Origin of the sequence: Roseibium aggregatum, from assembly GCF_017309185.1 — a bacterium.
Lineage (GTDB): Bacteria > Pseudomonadota > Alphaproteobacteria > Rhizobiales > Stappiaceae > Roseibium > Roseibium aggregatum_B.
This window is the reverse complement of the sequence record NZ_JAEKJZ010000001.1, coordinates 118,678-133,271: the sequence shown is the minus strand read 5'-3', so window position 1 is coordinate 133,271 and position 14,594 is coordinate 118,678. Positions and strand designations below refer to the sequence as shown.

General features: G+C 62.2%; 14 protein-coding genes. 5 read left to right on the top strand and 9 right to left on the bottom strand.

The genetic code is table 11. The features are described from left to right. Together JF539_RS00655 and JF539_RS00650 are read left to right on the top strand one after the other, a co-directional pair. Nucleotides 1-1,704 (top strand): ABC transporter permease, encoded by a 1,704-nt coding sequence (locus tag JF539_RS00655; protein ID WP_207138097.1) that lies wholly within the window; start codon nt 1-3, stop codon nt 1,702-1,704. Then, nucleotides 1,701-2,402 (top strand): ATP-binding cassette domain-containing protein, encoded by a 702-nt coding sequence (locus JF539_RS00650; protein WP_207138095.1) that lies wholly within the window; start codon nt 1,701-1,703, stop codon nt 2,400-2,402. The genes JF539_RS00655 and JF539_RS00650 overlap by 4 nt, the downstream gene beginning before the upstream one ends. A gap of 25 nt (nt 2,403-2,427) precedes the next feature. Here the strand turns inward: JF539_RS00650 and bfr are convergent, their stop codons facing one another. Together bfr and JF539_RS27555 are read right to left on the bottom strand one after the other, a co-directional pair. Next, a complete protein-coding gene (bfr, locus tag JF539_RS00645) occupies nt 2,428-2,913 on the bottom strand; it encodes a bacterioferritin (protein WP_207138087.1) in 486 nt (161 codons plus the stop codon). A gap of 24 nt (nt 2,914-2,937) precedes the next feature. Next, entirely contained in the window at nt 2,938-3,180 is a 243-nt protein-coding gene (locus JF539_RS27555; RefSeq protein ID WP_207140742.1) for a (2Fe-2S)-binding protein, read from the bottom strand. A 124-nt stretch (nt 3,181-3,304) separates the two neighbouring features. Here JF539_RS27555 and JF539_RS00635 point away from each other — a divergent pair, with 124 nt between their 5' ends. Together JF539_RS00635 and JF539_RS00630 are read left to right on the top strand one after the other, a co-directional pair. Continuing rightward, entirely contained in the window at nt 3,305-4,063 is a 759-nt protein-coding gene (locus tag JF539_RS00635; RefSeq protein ID WP_207138085.1) for an SDR family NAD(P)-dependent oxidoreductase, read from the top strand. A gap of 187 nt (nt 4,064-4,250) precedes the next feature. Continuing rightward, nucleotides 4,251-6,677 (top strand): methyl-accepting chemotaxis protein, encoded by a 2,427-nt coding sequence (locus JF539_RS00630; RefSeq protein WP_209016940.1) that lies wholly within the window; start codon nt 4,251-4,253, stop codon nt 6,675-6,677. Nucleotides 6,678-6,789: 112 nt separating this feature from the next. On the opposite strand, the gene JF539_RS00625 is transcribed toward JF539_RS00630, so the two are convergent. From JF539_RS00625 to JF539_RS00600, 6 genes are all read right to left on the bottom strand, one after another. Beyond that, nucleotides 6,790-7,704 (bottom strand): N-carbamoyl-D-amino-acid hydrolase, encoded by a 915-nt coding sequence (locus tag JF539_RS00625; protein WP_207138083.1) that lies wholly within the window; start codon nt 7,702-7,704, stop codon nt 6,790-6,792. Further along, nucleotides 7,705-8,982, bottom strand: coding sequence for a Zn-dependent hydrolase (locus tag JF539_RS00620; RefSeq protein ID WP_207138081.1), 1,278 nt, complete (start codon nt 8,980-8,982; stop codon nt 7,705-7,707). Beyond that, nucleotides 8,979-10,190: a diaminopropionate ammonia-lyase gene (locus JF539_RS00615; RefSeq protein WP_207138079.1), complete on the bottom strand. Its 1,212-nt coding sequence runs from the start codon at nt 10,188-10,190 to the stop codon at nt 8,979-8,981. Before JF539_RS00615 ends, JF539_RS00620 begins: the two co-directional genes overlap by 4 nt. A 103-nt stretch (nt 10,191-10,293) precedes the next feature. Continuing rightward, nucleotides 10,294-11,334, bottom strand: coding sequence for a DctP family TRAP transporter solute-binding subunit (locus JF539_RS00610; RefSeq protein ID WP_207138076.1), 1,041 nt, complete (start codon nt 11,332-11,334; stop codon nt 10,294-10,296). Nucleotides 11,335-11,387: 53 nt separating this feature from the next. Next, nucleotides 11,388-12,668: a TRAP transporter large permease gene (locus JF539_RS00605; protein WP_236042322.1), complete on the bottom strand. Its 1,281-nt coding sequence runs from the start codon at nt 12,666-12,668 to the stop codon at nt 11,388-11,390. A 1-nt stretch (nt 12,669) separates the two neighbouring features. Next, nucleotides 12,670-13,188: a TRAP transporter small permease gene (locus JF539_RS00600; protein ID WP_209016939.1), complete on the bottom strand. Its 519-nt coding sequence runs from the start codon at nt 13,186-13,188 to the stop codon at nt 12,670-12,672. A gap of 120 nt (nt 13,189-13,308) precedes the next feature. Here JF539_RS00600 and JF539_RS00595 point away from each other — a divergent pair, with 120 nt between their 5' ends. Further along, entirely contained in the window at nt 13,309-14,187 is an 879-nt protein-coding gene (locus tag JF539_RS00595) for a MurR/RpiR family transcriptional regulator (protein ID WP_207138074.1), read from the top strand. Nucleotides 14,188-14,215: 28 nt separating this feature from the next. On the opposite strand, the gene JF539_RS00590 is transcribed toward JF539_RS00595, so the two are convergent. Next, on the bottom strand, nt 14,216-14,593 hold the full coding sequence (locus tag JF539_RS00590; RefSeq protein WP_207138072.1) for a VOC family protein: 378 nt from the start codon (nt 14,591-14,593) through the stop codon (nt 14,216-14,218). Nucleotide 14,594 lies beyond the last annotated feature (1 nt).

Sequence of the window (14,594 nt, the reverse complement as noted above, 5' to 3'; positions counted from 1 at the left end):
TTGCCGCCCGGGAACGCCAGACCGGACCTGCCAACGGTCCTCGCAACGGGCCTGCTGCTCGGACCGGTTCTGGCGGGGCTCGCCGGCACGCTTCTGCCGGCCTTCGGATACCTGCCGGTTCTCGGCTTCGACACGCTCAACCTCGATGCCTTCCGTCAGCTTGTTGCCACGCCCGGGCTGAGCCGTTCCGCGGCGCTCAGCTTCGGCACCGGTCTGGCCACCTCGTTGCTGTCGCTCGCCATCGTGCTGCTGTTCACCGCCGGCTGGTCCGGCACGAAAACCTTCCGGCGCCTTTCCCGTTTTCTGTCTCCGCTGCTGTCGGTGCCCCATGCGGCGGCGGCGATCGGTCTTGCCTTCCTGATCGCACCATCCGGCTTTCTGGTCCGTCTCCTCTCGCCCTGGGCAACCGGCTGGAGCCGCCCTCCGGATATCCTGATCCTTCAGGACCCCTACGGCCTGTCCCTGACGTTCGCTCTCGTGGCAAAGGAAGTGCCGTTCTTGTTCCTGATGACGCTTGCCGCCCTCAACCGGCCTCATGTCCAGGAGTATGCCAAGGCGGCAAGAAGTCTCGGCTACGGACGGGTGGCAGGGTTTCTTACGGCCGTTTTGCCGCAGATCTATCCGTTGATCCGGCTGCCGATGCTTGCCGTGATCGCCTATGCCACGTCTGTGGTCGACGTTGCCGAAATTCTCGGGCCGACCACACCGCCGCCTCTCGCACCCCGGCTCGTGCAATGGATGAACGATCCGGATCTCGCCAAACGTCTTATGGCCTCCGCCGGAACCCTGCTGCAACTTGCCGTCAGTGCCGCCGCGCTTCTCGTCTATCTTGTCCTGGAAAAAGCCGTTTCGGCCGTCACGACCGCCAGCTCCACACGCGGCTGGCGCTTCCGGCGGGACAGAGCCCTACGCGGAGCCGGACTTGTTCTCATGGCGCTCGTCGCAGCCGCCATGGTCCTGTCCATGGGCCTGCTCGGGCTCTGGTCCGTGGCGAAGTCCTGGTGGTTTCCCGCCGCCCTGCCTCAGCGTTGGGACGCCGCCCGTGCCGGCGACGCCATCGGCATGGGCGGTCCGGCATTGCTGGCGACCGTTTTGCTCGCAATCGCCGCGGCCTTCGCGGCAACCGCGCTCACCCTCTGGCTGCTCGAAACGCGCAATACGCACCAGAAAAACAGAAGCCGCCGGCTGAACGCCCTCTTTTTCATGCCCCTGCTGATCCCGCAAATCGGCTTTCTGTTCGGTCTCAACATGCTGTTTCTGGTCATGGGTCTGAACGGCAGCTTTTTCGCCGTCCTACTGGCCCATCTGGTGTTCGTCTTTCCCTATGCCTATCTCGCCTTGAGCGATCCGTGGTACCGGCTCGATCCGCGCTACACCAAGGCGGCTTCCTCTCTCGGAGCCTCGCAGGCGCGTATTTTCTGGCAGGTTCGGTTTCCCCTTCTGCTGCGTCCGGTCCTGGTTACCTTCGCGGTTGCCGCCGCCGTCTCCGTCGGACAGTATCTGCCCACGCTTTTGATCGGGGCGGGCCGGATCGTGACAGTCACGACGGAAAGCGTCGCGCTGGCCAGCGGCGGAAACCGCCAGGTCGCGGCCGTTTACGCCGTTCTGCAACTGATGATACCGCTTGCCGGCTTCAGCCTCGCGGCGCTGATCCCCTCTCTGGTCTACCGCAACCGGACCGCCATGGGAGTGTCTCGGACATGAAGGACCCAGGCAAAACCACGCAGCGGGCCCCATGCGCGCGGAGCCTTGTTCTCGACAAGGTAACGGTCCGGCTCAACGGATTGCCGCTTCTCCACATCGACTGCGCCGTATCCCCCGGAACGATCCTGACAATCATGGGCGAGAGCGGCAGCGGCAAATCCAGCCTCCTGGACTTTGTCGCCGGGTTTCTGAAGCCTGATTTCCAGGCGACCGGGCGGGTGCTGCTCAACGGCCGGGACCTGACGGAACTGCCCGCGCAGGAGCGTCGTATCGGCCTCATGTTCCAGTCGGCCCTGCTCTTTCCGCATTTGTCCGTTCTGCAGAACCTGCTCTTCGCCATTCCAGCCGGCATCAAGGGCAGTGAACTTCGCAGGAGCATGGCGGAGAAGGCTCTGGAAGACGTCGGTCTTGCCGGGTTCGGCGCACGCGACCCGGCGACGCTGTCCGGCGGTCAGCAGACAAGGGTCGCTCTGATGCGCACCCTGCTCGCGGAACCGGAAGCCCTGCTTCTCGACGAACCGTTCTCAAGTCTCGATCGAAACCGCCGGGCGGAGGTCCGCGCCCTGGTGTTCCGGCTGGCGTCGGAGAATAACCTGCCGGTCCTCCTGGTCACGCACGACCGGGAAGACGCGGAGGCGGCTGGTGGAGATATCTACGACCTCGACGCGGGAAGCGCTCTCAATACGGCGGCCGGTTGAAACGCCGATAATCGGGGCAACCGCTCTACTCGGCCTGATCGGCGGATTTCGCCTGCAGCAGGGAATAATTGTCGATACCGATCCGCTCAACGAGGTCGAGCTGGGTTTCCAGGAAATCGATATGGCCCTCTTCGTCACCAAGCAGTCTTTCGAACATCGCCATGGTTACGAAATCGCCCTTTTCCCGGCTGGTCTCGCGCGCTTCCTGGTAAAGGGCCCGAGCCACATATTCGGCCGCCAGATCGCACTCCAGGCATTCCTTGACGTTTTGTCCGATCCTCAGCGGGTCGAGGGTCTGAAGGTTCGGAAGCCCTTCCAGAAAAATGATCCGGTCCATCAGATCCTGGGCGTGCTGGCGTTCCTCGTCGGCCTCGACCAACTCCTTCTCGGCGAGCTTCTGAAAGCCCCAATCCGCCAGCAGCCGGGCATGTACCCAGAACTGGTTGACCACCGTCAGCTCGTGACGCAGCGATTTGTTCAAATAGTCGATTACCTGCGGGTCGCCCTTCATTGGCCCTCTCCTGACAAGATGCGGTTACCGGCTCGCCACACGCTTCTTCGGCGCCGGATCGCATTGCTTCTCCCGTTTCTCTTCAGAGCCTTTTTCGTGAATGATGTCAATCACCGATGGGAAACAGCCACCACATCTCGGACGGCAACCCAGATGGCGGAAAACCGCTCCCGGGGTCGGCATCCTTCCATTCGGATCCTGACGCATTTCCTCCGCGGCGTCTTGAAGCTTCTTGTCAGACAGAACATTACAGGAGCATATGATCATTTCAGGATCCGGATCGTGTCCCTTCTCGCACGCATATTGGCATCGACGGCTTCTTGCGCAATAACGAAACCAGACTAGCAGAGTCAACTTTTATGACACTCCCGCGACAAGGCAAGGAATTAATATGACTGGCGACGCCCCAAAAGACGCCCGGCCGACACTCGTTCTCACCGGCGCCAGCCGGGGGATCGGCCACGCCACGGTGAAACGGTTCTCCGCGGAAGGCTGGCGGGTGATCACCTGCTCGCGTCAGGCGTTTTCCGACAAGTGCCCGTGGCCGATGGGACCGGAAGATCACATCCAGGTCGACTTGTCCGATCCGGAGAATCTCGGCTACGCCACACAGGAAATCCGCAAGCGGCTGGAGCCGAACGGGTCGCGTCTGAACGCTCTGGTGAACAATGCCGGCATCAGTCCGAAAGGACCCGAAGGCGCCCGTCTCAACTCCCTGACCACCGCGATGCACGAGTGGCGGACCGTCTTTCAGGTGAATTTCTTTGCGCCGATCCTGCTCGGCCGCGGCCTCTTCAACGAGCTGAAGAACGCAAAAGGCTCCGTGGTCAACGTCACCTCCATCGCCGGCATGCACGTCCACCCGTTCGCCGGCACCGCCTATTCCACCTCCAAGGCCGCGCTTGCCGCTCTGACCCGCGAAATGGCGGCGGACTTCGGGCCGCACGGCATACGTGTCAACGCGATCGCGCCGGGCGAGATCGACACCTCGATTCTCTCTCCAGGCACCGAAAAGCTGATTGCAGACATTCCGTTGCGCCGGCTGGGCCTGCCCGACGAGGTTGCCGACACCATCTATTATTTGTGCTCCGACAAGTCCTCCTATGTGACCGGTTCCGAGATACACATAAATGGCGGTCAACACGTCTAATAACTTTACGCGAACACTTAATTCTCGTATTTTCTTACAAGGGAACTAGGAAGCACGATCCGGTGAAAGCATTTCCAACAGCCAAGAACCTAACGTGATCCATGCGGAAGTTTACGTAATATTCACTGCCGAACCCAATAATAATACTGAGATAACAAATTTCAGATTGGGGTTGGAAATGAACCGAATGGCAAAGCTGCTTATCGACCTGAGGCTCGGCTTCAAGGTTGCATCCGGTTTTATTGCGGTGTTGCTGTTGACCGTCGTGGTCGGCGGCGTCGGGTTTTTGGCGACCCATAATCTCTCCTCCAGCTTTGGCATCGCCGACCACGCGTCAAAAGTGGCCCAGAAGGTTCAGTCGACATCGCTGAAGCGGGAAGACTATCTGAACAACCCCACGGAAGAACTCAGCAAAACCGTTCTGAGCGATCTGGCCGAGCTCGAGGCCTCACTCTACGATCTTGAAAAAGAAGTTGCCGGCGTTCCCAGAGCGGAAAAACAGGTTATCGGTGCGGAAGAAGCTCTTGCGCAATATGTGGAGACCTTCAAGGAGGTTGTTGCCCAGACCGACCAGCAGGCCGACCGGCTGGCGACCCTGCAGGAAAGCACCTCGGAACTGGAGGCGCTCGCGACCACGATCATCGAAGCGGTGCTGAGCGAGGAGAAAGCGGTCAGCGCCGAAGCTTTCGCCGCCAACGGCAGGCTCGACGACGCCTACCAGCTGCAGCGCAACGTCTTCGCCCTCAAGGACCAGGTCGTGCAGATCAGGTTTCATTATCTTGAAGGCAGCGGCAACATCGAAGGCGAGGAGCTGAAAGAATCGATCGACATCTCGAACGATCTCGTCGGCGCCACCAAGCAGATGAAATACAAGAAAATCGACGGTATCGAAACCAAGACGGTTGGCAAACTGGCCTCCCAGGCGGCAAAGCTGCGTGCCGCCCTGGAGAACATGACCAAGGACCTCGGTTTCTCGGAGGCCTATGAAGCCCGCATCGCCGTCGGCAAAGCCATCGACGGCATGAACGAATTCACCCAGGAGATCCTTGCCCAGGTTACCCCGGTCGTTTCCAAGGCAAAGACAGACGCCTTGACCGCGTCCACCCGACTGGCGTCGATCCGCACAATCGCCGACAATGCCACACGGCTGGATCAGTCCGCGCTCGCGGCGCGCTCCGAAACGCTTTTGCTGTTCGGTGGCTTCGGCGCCACGGACTCCTCCAAGGTCGAGGAAGAAATCGCAAATCTCGCGCGGCTCGAGGAGGAAATGGTCTCCTACGCCAAGGTCCTGCCCACCGCATCCGAAGCGATCGAGGCGATTCCCGTGTCCATTGTCAGCCTGGACCGGTCTTTCAAGGAAATGCTGAGCGCCAAGGCGGATCTCCTGGCCAAGCGGCGTGATCTGGACAGCCTGACACGGGAAGTCAGCGCGGAAATCGCCGCCATTTCCAACACGCAATCACAAGTCTCCAAGGCGGCAGCGCGCTCGGCTGAAATGCAAATCGTGCTGACCATCCTGCTCGCCATTCTCGGCGGCGCCGGCCTCGCCTTTGTTCTCAACCTGGCGATCACACGGCCGATCCGCACGATCACCGGTGTCATGGACCGTCTGGCCCGGGGCGAGTACGACGTGGAGATTCCGGGACTCGACCGGGGTGACGAGGTCGGTGACATGAGCCGGACAGTGCAAATCTTCCGCGACAACGGCATCGAGCGCGCCCAGCTTCAGGAGCAGAACGCGCGCGAGGAAGCCGCGCGCCAGGAACGCCAGGAGCGGATCGACCGCCTGATCGACGGTTTCCGTGCCACCGCGGAAGAGGCTCTGGGTGCTGTTGGATCGACAGCCAACAGCCTGGACAACACCGCCCAGGCCTTGACGGAGATCGCCCGCGACAGCGCCGGCTACGCCAATCAGACGCAGGAATCCTCCAACGAAACCACCAACAACGTTCAGACCGTCGCAAGTGCTGCGGAAGAACTGGCGGCATCGATTGGCGAGATTTCGCGCCAGGTCGCCCAGACCACGGAAATCGTCGACCGCGCAACGGTCGGCACCCGCGAAACCAACCAGAAGGTCGAGGGCCTGGCGGAAGCCGCCACCAAGATCGGCGAAGTCGTCACCCTTATCCAGGCGATCGCCGAACAGACCAACCTGCTGGCTCTGAACGCGACCATCGAGGCCGCGCGGGCGGGCGAAGCCGGCAAGGGATTTGCCGTCGTCGCGTCCGAGGTCAAGGAACTGGCGACCCAGACCTCAAAAGCAACCGAAGAGATCGGCTCGCAGATCACAGAAATCCAGAACGCCACCCGGGAGTCGGTGGTCGCCATCGGCGAGATCGCCGAGACGATGAACGAGGTCAACACCTACACGACCGCGATCGCCTCGGCCGTCGAACAGCAGGGCTCCGCCACGGCTGAAATCTCCCAGAACGTGCAGCGTGCCGCACAAGGAACCGGCGCGGTCTCCTCCTCCATGAACCAGCTCTCCCAGGCCGTCGACCAGACCGCATCTTCCGCGGACATGGTGCTGTCGGCCTCCGGCGAATTGTCGGACAAGACCGACCAGCTCAAGTCGGAAGTCGAGCGGTTCCTCTCCGAGGTGGCCGCGGCTTAACGGGCAGGAGCCCGTCGAAACAGGAAAAGCGGGAGCGCGAAACGCTTCCGCTTTTTTCGTTTCTCTCAGGACATCGAAAAAGCAATCTTCCTAACGGTGTCGCCAGACGGACCTACTTGCACAGCAGGCCGTATTTTTCCGGCTGGCGGTGAACCTTGAAGTTGAAGATGTTGTCCTGGATCTCCCGGCAGCGGTCGAGATCGCAGTCGGCAATCGCGATCTCGTCGCCGAGCGTCGTGCATTTCGCGGCGATCTCTCCGGTCGGCGCGATGATGCAGGTGCCGCCGATCAGGTCGCAGCCCTCTTCCCGGCCGGCCTTGGCAACGCCGACGACCCAGGTGCCATTCTGATAAGCGCCGGCCTGCAACACCAGGTGATTGTGAAAATCCTGCAGGTGGTCGTGCTCCGGCGCCGGCGGATAGTGAACCGGCGTGTTGTAGCCGAGCAGCACCAGTTCCGCCTGCTGCAGGCCGAGCATGCGGAAGGTCTCCGGCCAGCGGCGGTCGTTGCAAATGCACATGCCGACCCGACCGCCGAAGGCTTCGGCGACGGGAAACCCTAGATCGCCCCCCTCGAAATAGCGTTTCTCGAGATGCTGGAACGCCCGCCAGGGCTCATGTTCCGAATGGCCCGGCAGATGGATCTTCCGGTAGGTGCTCAAAACCGTTCCGTCCGGCCCGACCAGTATGGAGGTGTTGAAACGCCGGGTCCGGCCCTCGCCGTCCTTTGTCTTTTCCGCGTAACCCAGGTAAAAACCAACGCCCAGCCGGACGGCGGCCTCAAACAGCGGTCTCGTCTCCACCGAGGGCATTTCCGTTTCAAAGAAGGTGTCGATTTCCGCCTGGTCCTCCATGTACCAGCGCGGAAAGAAGGTCGTCAGCGCCAGCTCGGGAAAGACAACCAGTTTCGCGCCCTGCTTCGCCGCGCGCTCCATCATGGCGATCATGCGGCTCACCGCGGACGCGCGCGGTTCGGAGCGGGCGATGGGGCCCATCTGGGCGGCGGCGATGATGAGCGATCTGGACATTCAGGGTCTCTTTTCTTGGTCTTTAGCTAAATCGAATTCGTCCGAGGCAAGCATCAGCGCCGTCTCGAGCAGGATCCGGGCGCCTGCGGCGATAAGCTCCGGCGCGGTATACTCGCGGATATTGTGCGAGAGACCGTCACGGCTCGGCACGAAGATCATCGCGGTCGGACAGTTGGGCGCGAACATCTGGGCGTCGTGCCCGGCACCGGAGTGCATCCGCCGGATACTCAACCCCGCCGATTTCGCACGTGCCTCTATGATGGAGACCAGACGCTCGTCGAAGGCCACCGGCTCAAACCGCGCCAGCTTGCGCGAGGCGACCGTGACACCCTCGGCTTCCGCGGCCTTCCGGATCGCGGTCTCGACCGCTGCTTCGGCCTGCTGAAGCGCCTCTTCCTCGGCGTTGCGCAGATCGATGGTGAAGACCGCTTTTTCGGGAACCACATTGACCAGGTTCGGTTCCAGTTTCAGGGAGCCGACAGTCGCGACCTGCGTGCCACCGATCTCCCCCGTGACGCGGCGCGCCGCGACGATGGCCTCGGCGGCGACCAGGCCGGCATCGTGACGATAGGCCATGGGCGTCGTGCCGGCATGGTTTGAAACCCCGGTCAGAACATACTCCGTCCAGGAAATCCCCTGAACGCCGGTCACCGCGCCGATTTCAAGACCCTCACGCTCCAGCACCGGCCCCTGCTCGATGTGAAGTTCCAGAAAGGCGCGCGGGCAAAGGGTCTCCGGTTCGATGGTGCCGCCGTATCCGATCCGCTGCAGCTCGGAGCCGACCGTCGCGCCGTCGATGCCAACCACGGCAAGGGCTTCCTCAAGCGGCAGGGAACCCTGATGAACCGCGCTGCCCATCATGTCCGGGGCAAAGCGCGATCCTTCCTCATTGGTGAAGAAGGCGACGGCGACCGGAAATCGCGTCTCCACCGCCGCATCGTTGAGCGTGGCGATGACCTCAAGTCCGGCAAGCACGCCGAGCGTGCCGTCGTAAAGCCCCCCTGTCGCAACCGTGTCGATATGAGAGCCGAGAAGTACCGGAGGCCCGCCCTCCAGACCGGCCCGAATGCCCCAGACATTGCCGATCCTGTCCACCGAAACGTCGAGCCCAAGGTCGCGCATCCAGCCCGTCACCAGATCGCGGCCCGCCTTGTCCTCATCGGTCAGCGCTAGCCGGCAGACACCGCCACCGGGCAAGGATCCGATTTCACCCAGCCTCTCGATCCGCCCCATCAGGCGGTCGGCATCGATCCGGAACTTGGAGAGATCTCCGCTCATGCGGCCTTGCCTACGACGTCTGCCGCCGTCTTGCCGACAAGTTCTTCGTAAAGAGCCGGATCGGTCGCGCCTTCCGTGCCGAAGACGAGCACGCGCGACGACCCGTCAAGACCCAATGCCCGCCGGGCTTCCGGGTCTTCCGACACGAGCAGCAGCGCCATCAGCCCGGCGACGGCCGATTCCCCGGCGACCAGCGGAGCGTCGCCATAGCGGCCTTCGGCGAGCAGTTTCATGCCATCGACGGCAGTGTCGTCGGAGAGTGCGACAACCGCGTCGGCGGAATGTTTCAGGATCGTCCAGGCAAGCTCGGACACCTCGCCGCAGGCAAGCCCCGCCATGAGAGTATCGAGATCACCTTCGACGGCTGTCGGCTTGCCCGCATCGATCGTTTCCAGCCAGCAGGCCGACTTCACCGGATCGGCGAGCACGATGGTCGGGCGCTTTTCTCCCAGACGCCGCCAATAGTTGGCGGTGACGGCGGCAGCCATTCCGCCGACGCCGGTCTGAAGGAAAACGTGGGTCGGCGGCTCGCTGTCCGGCAACTGTTCCAGGGCTTCCGCCGCCATCAGCTCATAGCCCTGCATAACGTCCTTCGGGATCTCCATGTAGCCTTCGTAGGAGGTATCGGAGACGACGATCCAGCCTTCCCGGTCCGCGCTTTCCTGGGCCTCGCGCACACTGTCGTCGTAATTGCCGTCGCAGCGGACGACCCGCGCGCCGTATTTCTCGATTTCCCGTTTTCGTCCCTCGCTGACGGTCGCGTGGATGAAGATCACGCAATTGCAGCCGAAGGTTCTGGCGCCCCAGGCCACGGAACGGCCGTGGTTGCCGTCGGTCGCGCAGCAGACGGTGACGGATTGCGCCAGACTGGAAAAGGCCTCGCGGTCGGACGGCGACTTTCCCTCTTCTTCGGCCTTCCGGCACAACACCCGCCACACGGCATAGGCTCCGCCAAGCGCCTTGAAGGATCCCAGCCCGAAACGCGCCGCCTCGTCCTTGTAGTAAAGCGCGCCGACGCCTGCCTTTTTGGCAACGCCGGACAGGCTGACAAGCGGGGTCATCGCATAGCCCGGCCAGGACCGTATTGTCTCGCGCGCCGCCTCGAAGGCCGCGTCGTTCAGGATGGCGGCCTCATCGGCGCCATAGGATGCCTCTTTGTCGGCAAGCGGATTTTTCTTGAAAACGTAATCGCTGTCCGCTGCGGTCATCGCCGCGTCTCCCATTCATTCCGTTATTGATTGGCCACGGCTTGAAGCCGGCCGGTTTCCGCGGCAGCAGGCGCCGCCGCGGAAACCCTGCTCGTTGCGAGCGTTACTTGTTGGCGTCGATGTCGGCAAGCAGTGTGTCGAGCATCGCCGTGCCTTCCTCGCCGTATTTTTCCTCGATCAGCTTGCGAACGGCCGGCTGCGCGGAAGCGGCGAATTTTTCCAGCTCCGCCGGAGGAATGGCGTTGACTTCCATCTTCTCGGCAAGCAGCGGCAGACCCTTGTTCGAGGCCTCGATCACGCGGGACATGTTGCGGCCGGACTCGGTGGCGACTTCGGACGCCCAGTCGACGATCTCCTTATGCTCCGGCGACAGGCCATCGTAGAACTCCTGGTTCATGAACCAGACATAGGGCGTGATCACGTGGTTGGAGATCGACAGGTATTTCTGCACTTCGTCGAACTTGGCGAAGGCGATGATCGGCACCGGGTTCATCTGGCCGTCGGCGGTTCCGGTCTGCAGCGCCGTGTAGACTTCCGCCCAGGGCAGCGCGGTCGGCTTGCCGCCGAGCGATGAGATGATCGCCTCATGGGTCGGCAGGGTCATGGTGCGGATCTTCAGGCCTTCCATATCCTCCACCGACTTGATCGGACGTTCGTTGTTGGAGAACACGAAGAAGCCGCCGCTGTCGATCAGTCCAAGCGTTTTCAGACCGGTCTTGGCTTCCATGTCGGCGACGAACTTCTTGCCGAACGTGCTGTCCTTGGTGATCACCTTCGACGCGACCGAAATGTTCGGGAAGGCGAACGGCAGATCGAAAACGCCGACCAGCGGATAGTGCTGGGCAACGCCACCGGACGAGGAAATGCTGGACTCCAGAAGGCCGTTGCGAACCTGATCGATGACTTCGTTGTCCTTGCCGAGCTGGCCGTTCGGATAGAGCTTGACCTCGATCTCGCCGTTGGAGGCTGTCTCGACCAGAGACTTGAAGACGGCGGTCATGGCGCCGGAATGGCTCTGGAAGGGATCTTCCGGATTGAGGTGGCCGATGCGGATGGTGACGTCCGCGGCGAAGGCGGAGGATGCCATCAGCATTCCCATTGAAACGACGGCGGCCGTTTTACCGATTGATTTGAGCAGCTTCATGTTCCCAACTCCGTTTACGAAAGAGCCCTTCTGGTTTTATTGATTGCTCCGGCTCAAAGGCCGAAGAAGCGCGGGAGGGCAAGGGCCAGGCCTTCCCAATAGGCGATCACGACAAGCACGAGCGCTTCGGCGATGATGAACGGCCAAAGCTCCCTGGCGATGGCCTCGATCCGTTCCTTGGTGACCGAGGCGAGCACGAACAGACAGGCCCCGACCGGTGGCGTCATCAGCGAAATGTTCAGCGCGAGAATGATGACGATGCCCGCATGAACCGGGTTCATGCCGATCTGCAGGGTCAGCGGCGCCAGAACGGGCGCCAGGATGATCAGCGTCGCGTTGATATCCATGAACAGGCCGATGACCAGCAAAAGGCCGATGATCATCGCGATGACGACGGCCGGCTCTTCGGAGATGGAGAGCACGCCTTCGGCGATCATCTGCGGGATCTGGTTGTAGGCCATCCACCAGGTCAGGATCGAGGCGGACGCGATGATCAGGAAGATCACGCCGGTCAGGCGGGCGGTGCGCACCAGCATTTCGTAGAGCGCGTCCCAGGTCAGCGCCCGGTAGATGACCCCGCCGACGAAGAGAGCGTAGGCCACCGCTATGGCGGCCGCCTCGGTCGGCGTGGCGAAGCCGCCCAGGATCGAACCCAGAATGAAGACCGGCAGGATGACCGCCGCGATGCTCTCCTTGAAGGTCTTCAGGATCACGGTCGCCGAAGGCCGCTCCGTGCCGCCGGGCAGGTTCTTCCGCTTGGCGGAGACCGCGATCACCGTCATGCAGACGCCGCAGATCAGGAGACCCGGCAGCAGGCCGGCGGCGAACAGGCCGGCAATCGACACGCCCATGATCGAACCGTAGATGACGGCGAGCGTCGAAGGCGGGATCGTCGGGCCGATGATCGATCCGGCGGCGGTCACCGCGCAGGCATAGGGTTTGGAATAGCCGCTGCGCACCATGGCCGGAACCAGGGTGTTGCCGAAAGCGGCCGCGTCCGCGGTCGCCGAGCCGGTGATGCCGGCGAAGAGCACCGAGGCGACCATATTGGAATGCGCCATCCCGCCACGCAGCCAGCCGACAAGGGCGGCCGCCAGGCGCACCAGCGATTCCGTGATCCCGGTCTTGTTCATGATCTCGCCGGCCAGGATGAAGAATGGCATGGCCAGGAAGGGAAACAGGTCGAGACCGGCGAAGAAACGGTCCGGCACCATCATGAAGAACCGCCCGCCGCCCATCTCGAAGATGCCGACAAGACCGGCGATGCCGAGCACGAACCCCACCGGCATACCGAGAATGAGAAGACCGAAGAAAACCGCGGCAACCAGCAACATGTCAGATCTCCGCCCTGTCGGCGGCGGTGATCCCGTCGCTGGAAAAGAGGTCATGAATGGCGACCAGCACGAGCTGGACACAGGCCAGCGCCGCCGCCACTGGCACGACGAAGAACGGATAGCCCTTCGGAATGGAGAAGATCATCGTCAGGCGGCTGAAGCCGCGCTCGACGAAACCGACGCCGTAGACCAGCAGGACCCCGAAGAACACCAGGGCGGTCAGGTCGATGGCAACCGCCAGCCATTTGCGCACCACCGGCGGCAGTCGTTCGATCAGAACCAGCACACCGATGTGCTCACGCCGCGAAATACCACAGGAAATCGCCAGCAGCGCCATCCAGATCATCAGGTAGCGGGCCAGTTCCTCGGTGAAGGTCAGCGGAAAGGGAATGAAATACCGGGCCAGGATGCCGAGCCAGACATCGAGTGTCAGAACGATCAGGAGCAGGACGCAAAACCGTTCGACCCAGCGGTTCAGGGCCCGGCTCGCCCGGATGGCACGGAACGCGAAATTCTGCATGGCGGTTTTCAACATCTCCCCGGCAAGCGGATATTGAAATTATTGTTTCACAATGCCAACATAATTGAAACTACTGTTTTATAGGCGGCTGCTGATCAAAAAATGTGCGATGAGGAATCCATGACCAATGAAATCGAAATGGATCTGGACACCGCCTCCCCGCTTGAACGGCGCATTCACGAATTCTACGCCGCTTTGCCTCCGGCGGAGCGCAAGCTGGCCGACCTCGTGCTCCAGTTTCCGGGCGACCTTGCGGCCTATTCCGCAACGGAACTGTCAGAACTTGCAGGTGTTTCCAAGGCGGCGGTGACCAGGTTCTTCAAGCGCATCGGCTTTGCCAGTTTCGACGAGGCCAGACGCCAGTCGAGGGAGGCCCGGGACCGGGGTTCGCCGATCTATCTGGCAACCTCGGCGCAGTCCGGGACGGTGGGGCCGGTCGATCCCGGAACTTTTTTCAACGACGAAATCCAGGCGCTCCAGCGAACGCTGCACAAATTGGATGCAGCGGCTGTTGCCCGCGTCTGCACCCGGATCGCCGGCGCACGCCGGATCGTCGTCATCGGGCATCGCAACAGTTACCATCTGGCGGGCTATCTGCGCGGCCTGCTCGGCCAGATCCGCCCGAACGTGCTACTGTTTCCGGGTCCCGGAGAGACGCCCGGCGATCACCTCGCCGATCTTGGCGCGGAGGATCTCGTGATCGTGGTTGCGATGCGCCGGCGGCGGGCGCAGATTTCCAACATCATGAAGAGCGTGGCCGATCTGGGCGTGCCGATCGTTCTCATCACCGACCCGACCGCACGCGGTCTGCCTGCTCTCGCCAAAGAGACCCTGGTCTGCGAAACCGCCAGCGGCTTCCTGTTCGATACCTACACGCCGGCCCACGCGGTGCTGCGCCTGCTCGCCGTCGATCTCAGCCGCCAGCTTGGCCAGAAGGGCCGCACACACCTGAAGGCGATCGAGCGGCTGCATGAGCAGTTGAACGAGCTGGAGCAGTGAAAAGGATATCTCGCTGAGGGTCTCTCCCTCAGCCCTGCTGCGTCAGGTCCTGCGCGAGCATCAGGGCATTGCCGTCGGGATCGTAGAAGGTTGCCGTGCTGACCATGCCCTCGATCGTCTCGGTCGGGCCGTCGAACCTGACACCGGCGGCCTCGAGCGCGCTGCGCGCGGAGGCGATATCGGCGATCCCGAAGACCGGGACCGTGTTTCCGGGAGAGGGCTCCGTCTGCTCTCCCAACCCAAGCGTCACGCCTTCAGTCCTGGTCCGCAGCTCGCTCCAGCCGGCTTCGTCGGCGTGATACAGAACCTCGAACCCGAGGGTCTTTCCGTACCAATCCGCGCTGACATGCCTGTCGCGTACCGACAGAGCGAGGGTAATCGTGTTTTCAAGTGTGACCACGGCCATA

What these genes read in the sequence shown, in the direction of transcription:
- JF539_RS00650 (WP_207138095.1), top strand. Translation starts at nt 1,701, where the DNA reads ATGAAGGACCCAGGCAAAACCACGCAGCGGGCCCCATGCGCGCGGAGC.
- bfr (WP_207138087.1), bottom strand. Translation starts at nt 2,913, where the DNA reads ATGAAGGGCGACCCGCAGGTAATCGACTATTTGAACAAATCGCTGCGT.
- JF539_RS27555 (WP_207140742.1), bottom strand. Translation starts at nt 3,180, where the DNA reads ATGATCATATGCTCCTGTAATGTTCTGTCTGACAAGAAGCTTCAAGAC.
- JF539_RS00635 (WP_207138085.1), top strand. Translation starts at nt 3,305, where the DNA reads ATGACTGGCGACGCCCCAAAAGACGCCCGGCCGACACTCGTTCTCACC.
- JF539_RS00630 (WP_209016940.1), top strand. Translation starts at nt 4,251, where the DNA reads ATGGCAAAGCTGCTTATCGACCTGAGGCTCGGCTTCAAGGTTGCATCC.
- JF539_RS00625 (WP_207138083.1), bottom strand. Translation starts at nt 7,704, where the DNA reads ATGTCCAGATCGCTCATCATCGCCGCCGCCCAGATGGGCCCCATCGCC.
- JF539_RS00620 (WP_207138081.1), bottom strand. Translation starts at nt 8,982, where the DNA reads ATGAGCGGAGATCTCTCCAAGTTCCGGATCGATGCCGACCGCCTGATG.
- JF539_RS00615 (WP_207138079.1), bottom strand. Translation starts at nt 10,190, where the DNA reads ATGACCGCAGCGGACAGCGATTACGTTTTCAAGAAAAATCCGCTTGCC.
- JF539_RS00610 (WP_207138076.1), bottom strand. Translation starts at nt 11,334, where the DNA reads ATGAAGCTGCTCAAATCAATCGGTAAAACGGCCGCCGTCGTTTCAATG.
- JF539_RS00605 (WP_236042322.1), bottom strand. Translation starts at nt 12,668, where the DNA reads ATGTTGCTGGTTGCCGCGGTTTTCTTCGGTCTTCTCATTCTCGGTATG.
- JF539_RS00600 (WP_209016939.1), bottom strand. Translation starts at nt 13,188, where the DNA reads ATGCAGAATTTCGCGTTCCGTGCCATCCGGGCGAGCCGGGCCCTGAAC.
- JF539_RS00595 (WP_207138074.1), top strand. Translation starts at nt 13,309, where the DNA reads ATGACCAATGAAATCGAAATGGATCTGGACACCGCCTCCCCGCTTGAA.
- JF539_RS00590 (WP_207138072.1), bottom strand. Translation starts at nt 14,593, where the DNA reads ATGGCCGTGGTCACACTTGAAAACACGATTACCCTCGCTCTGTCGGTA.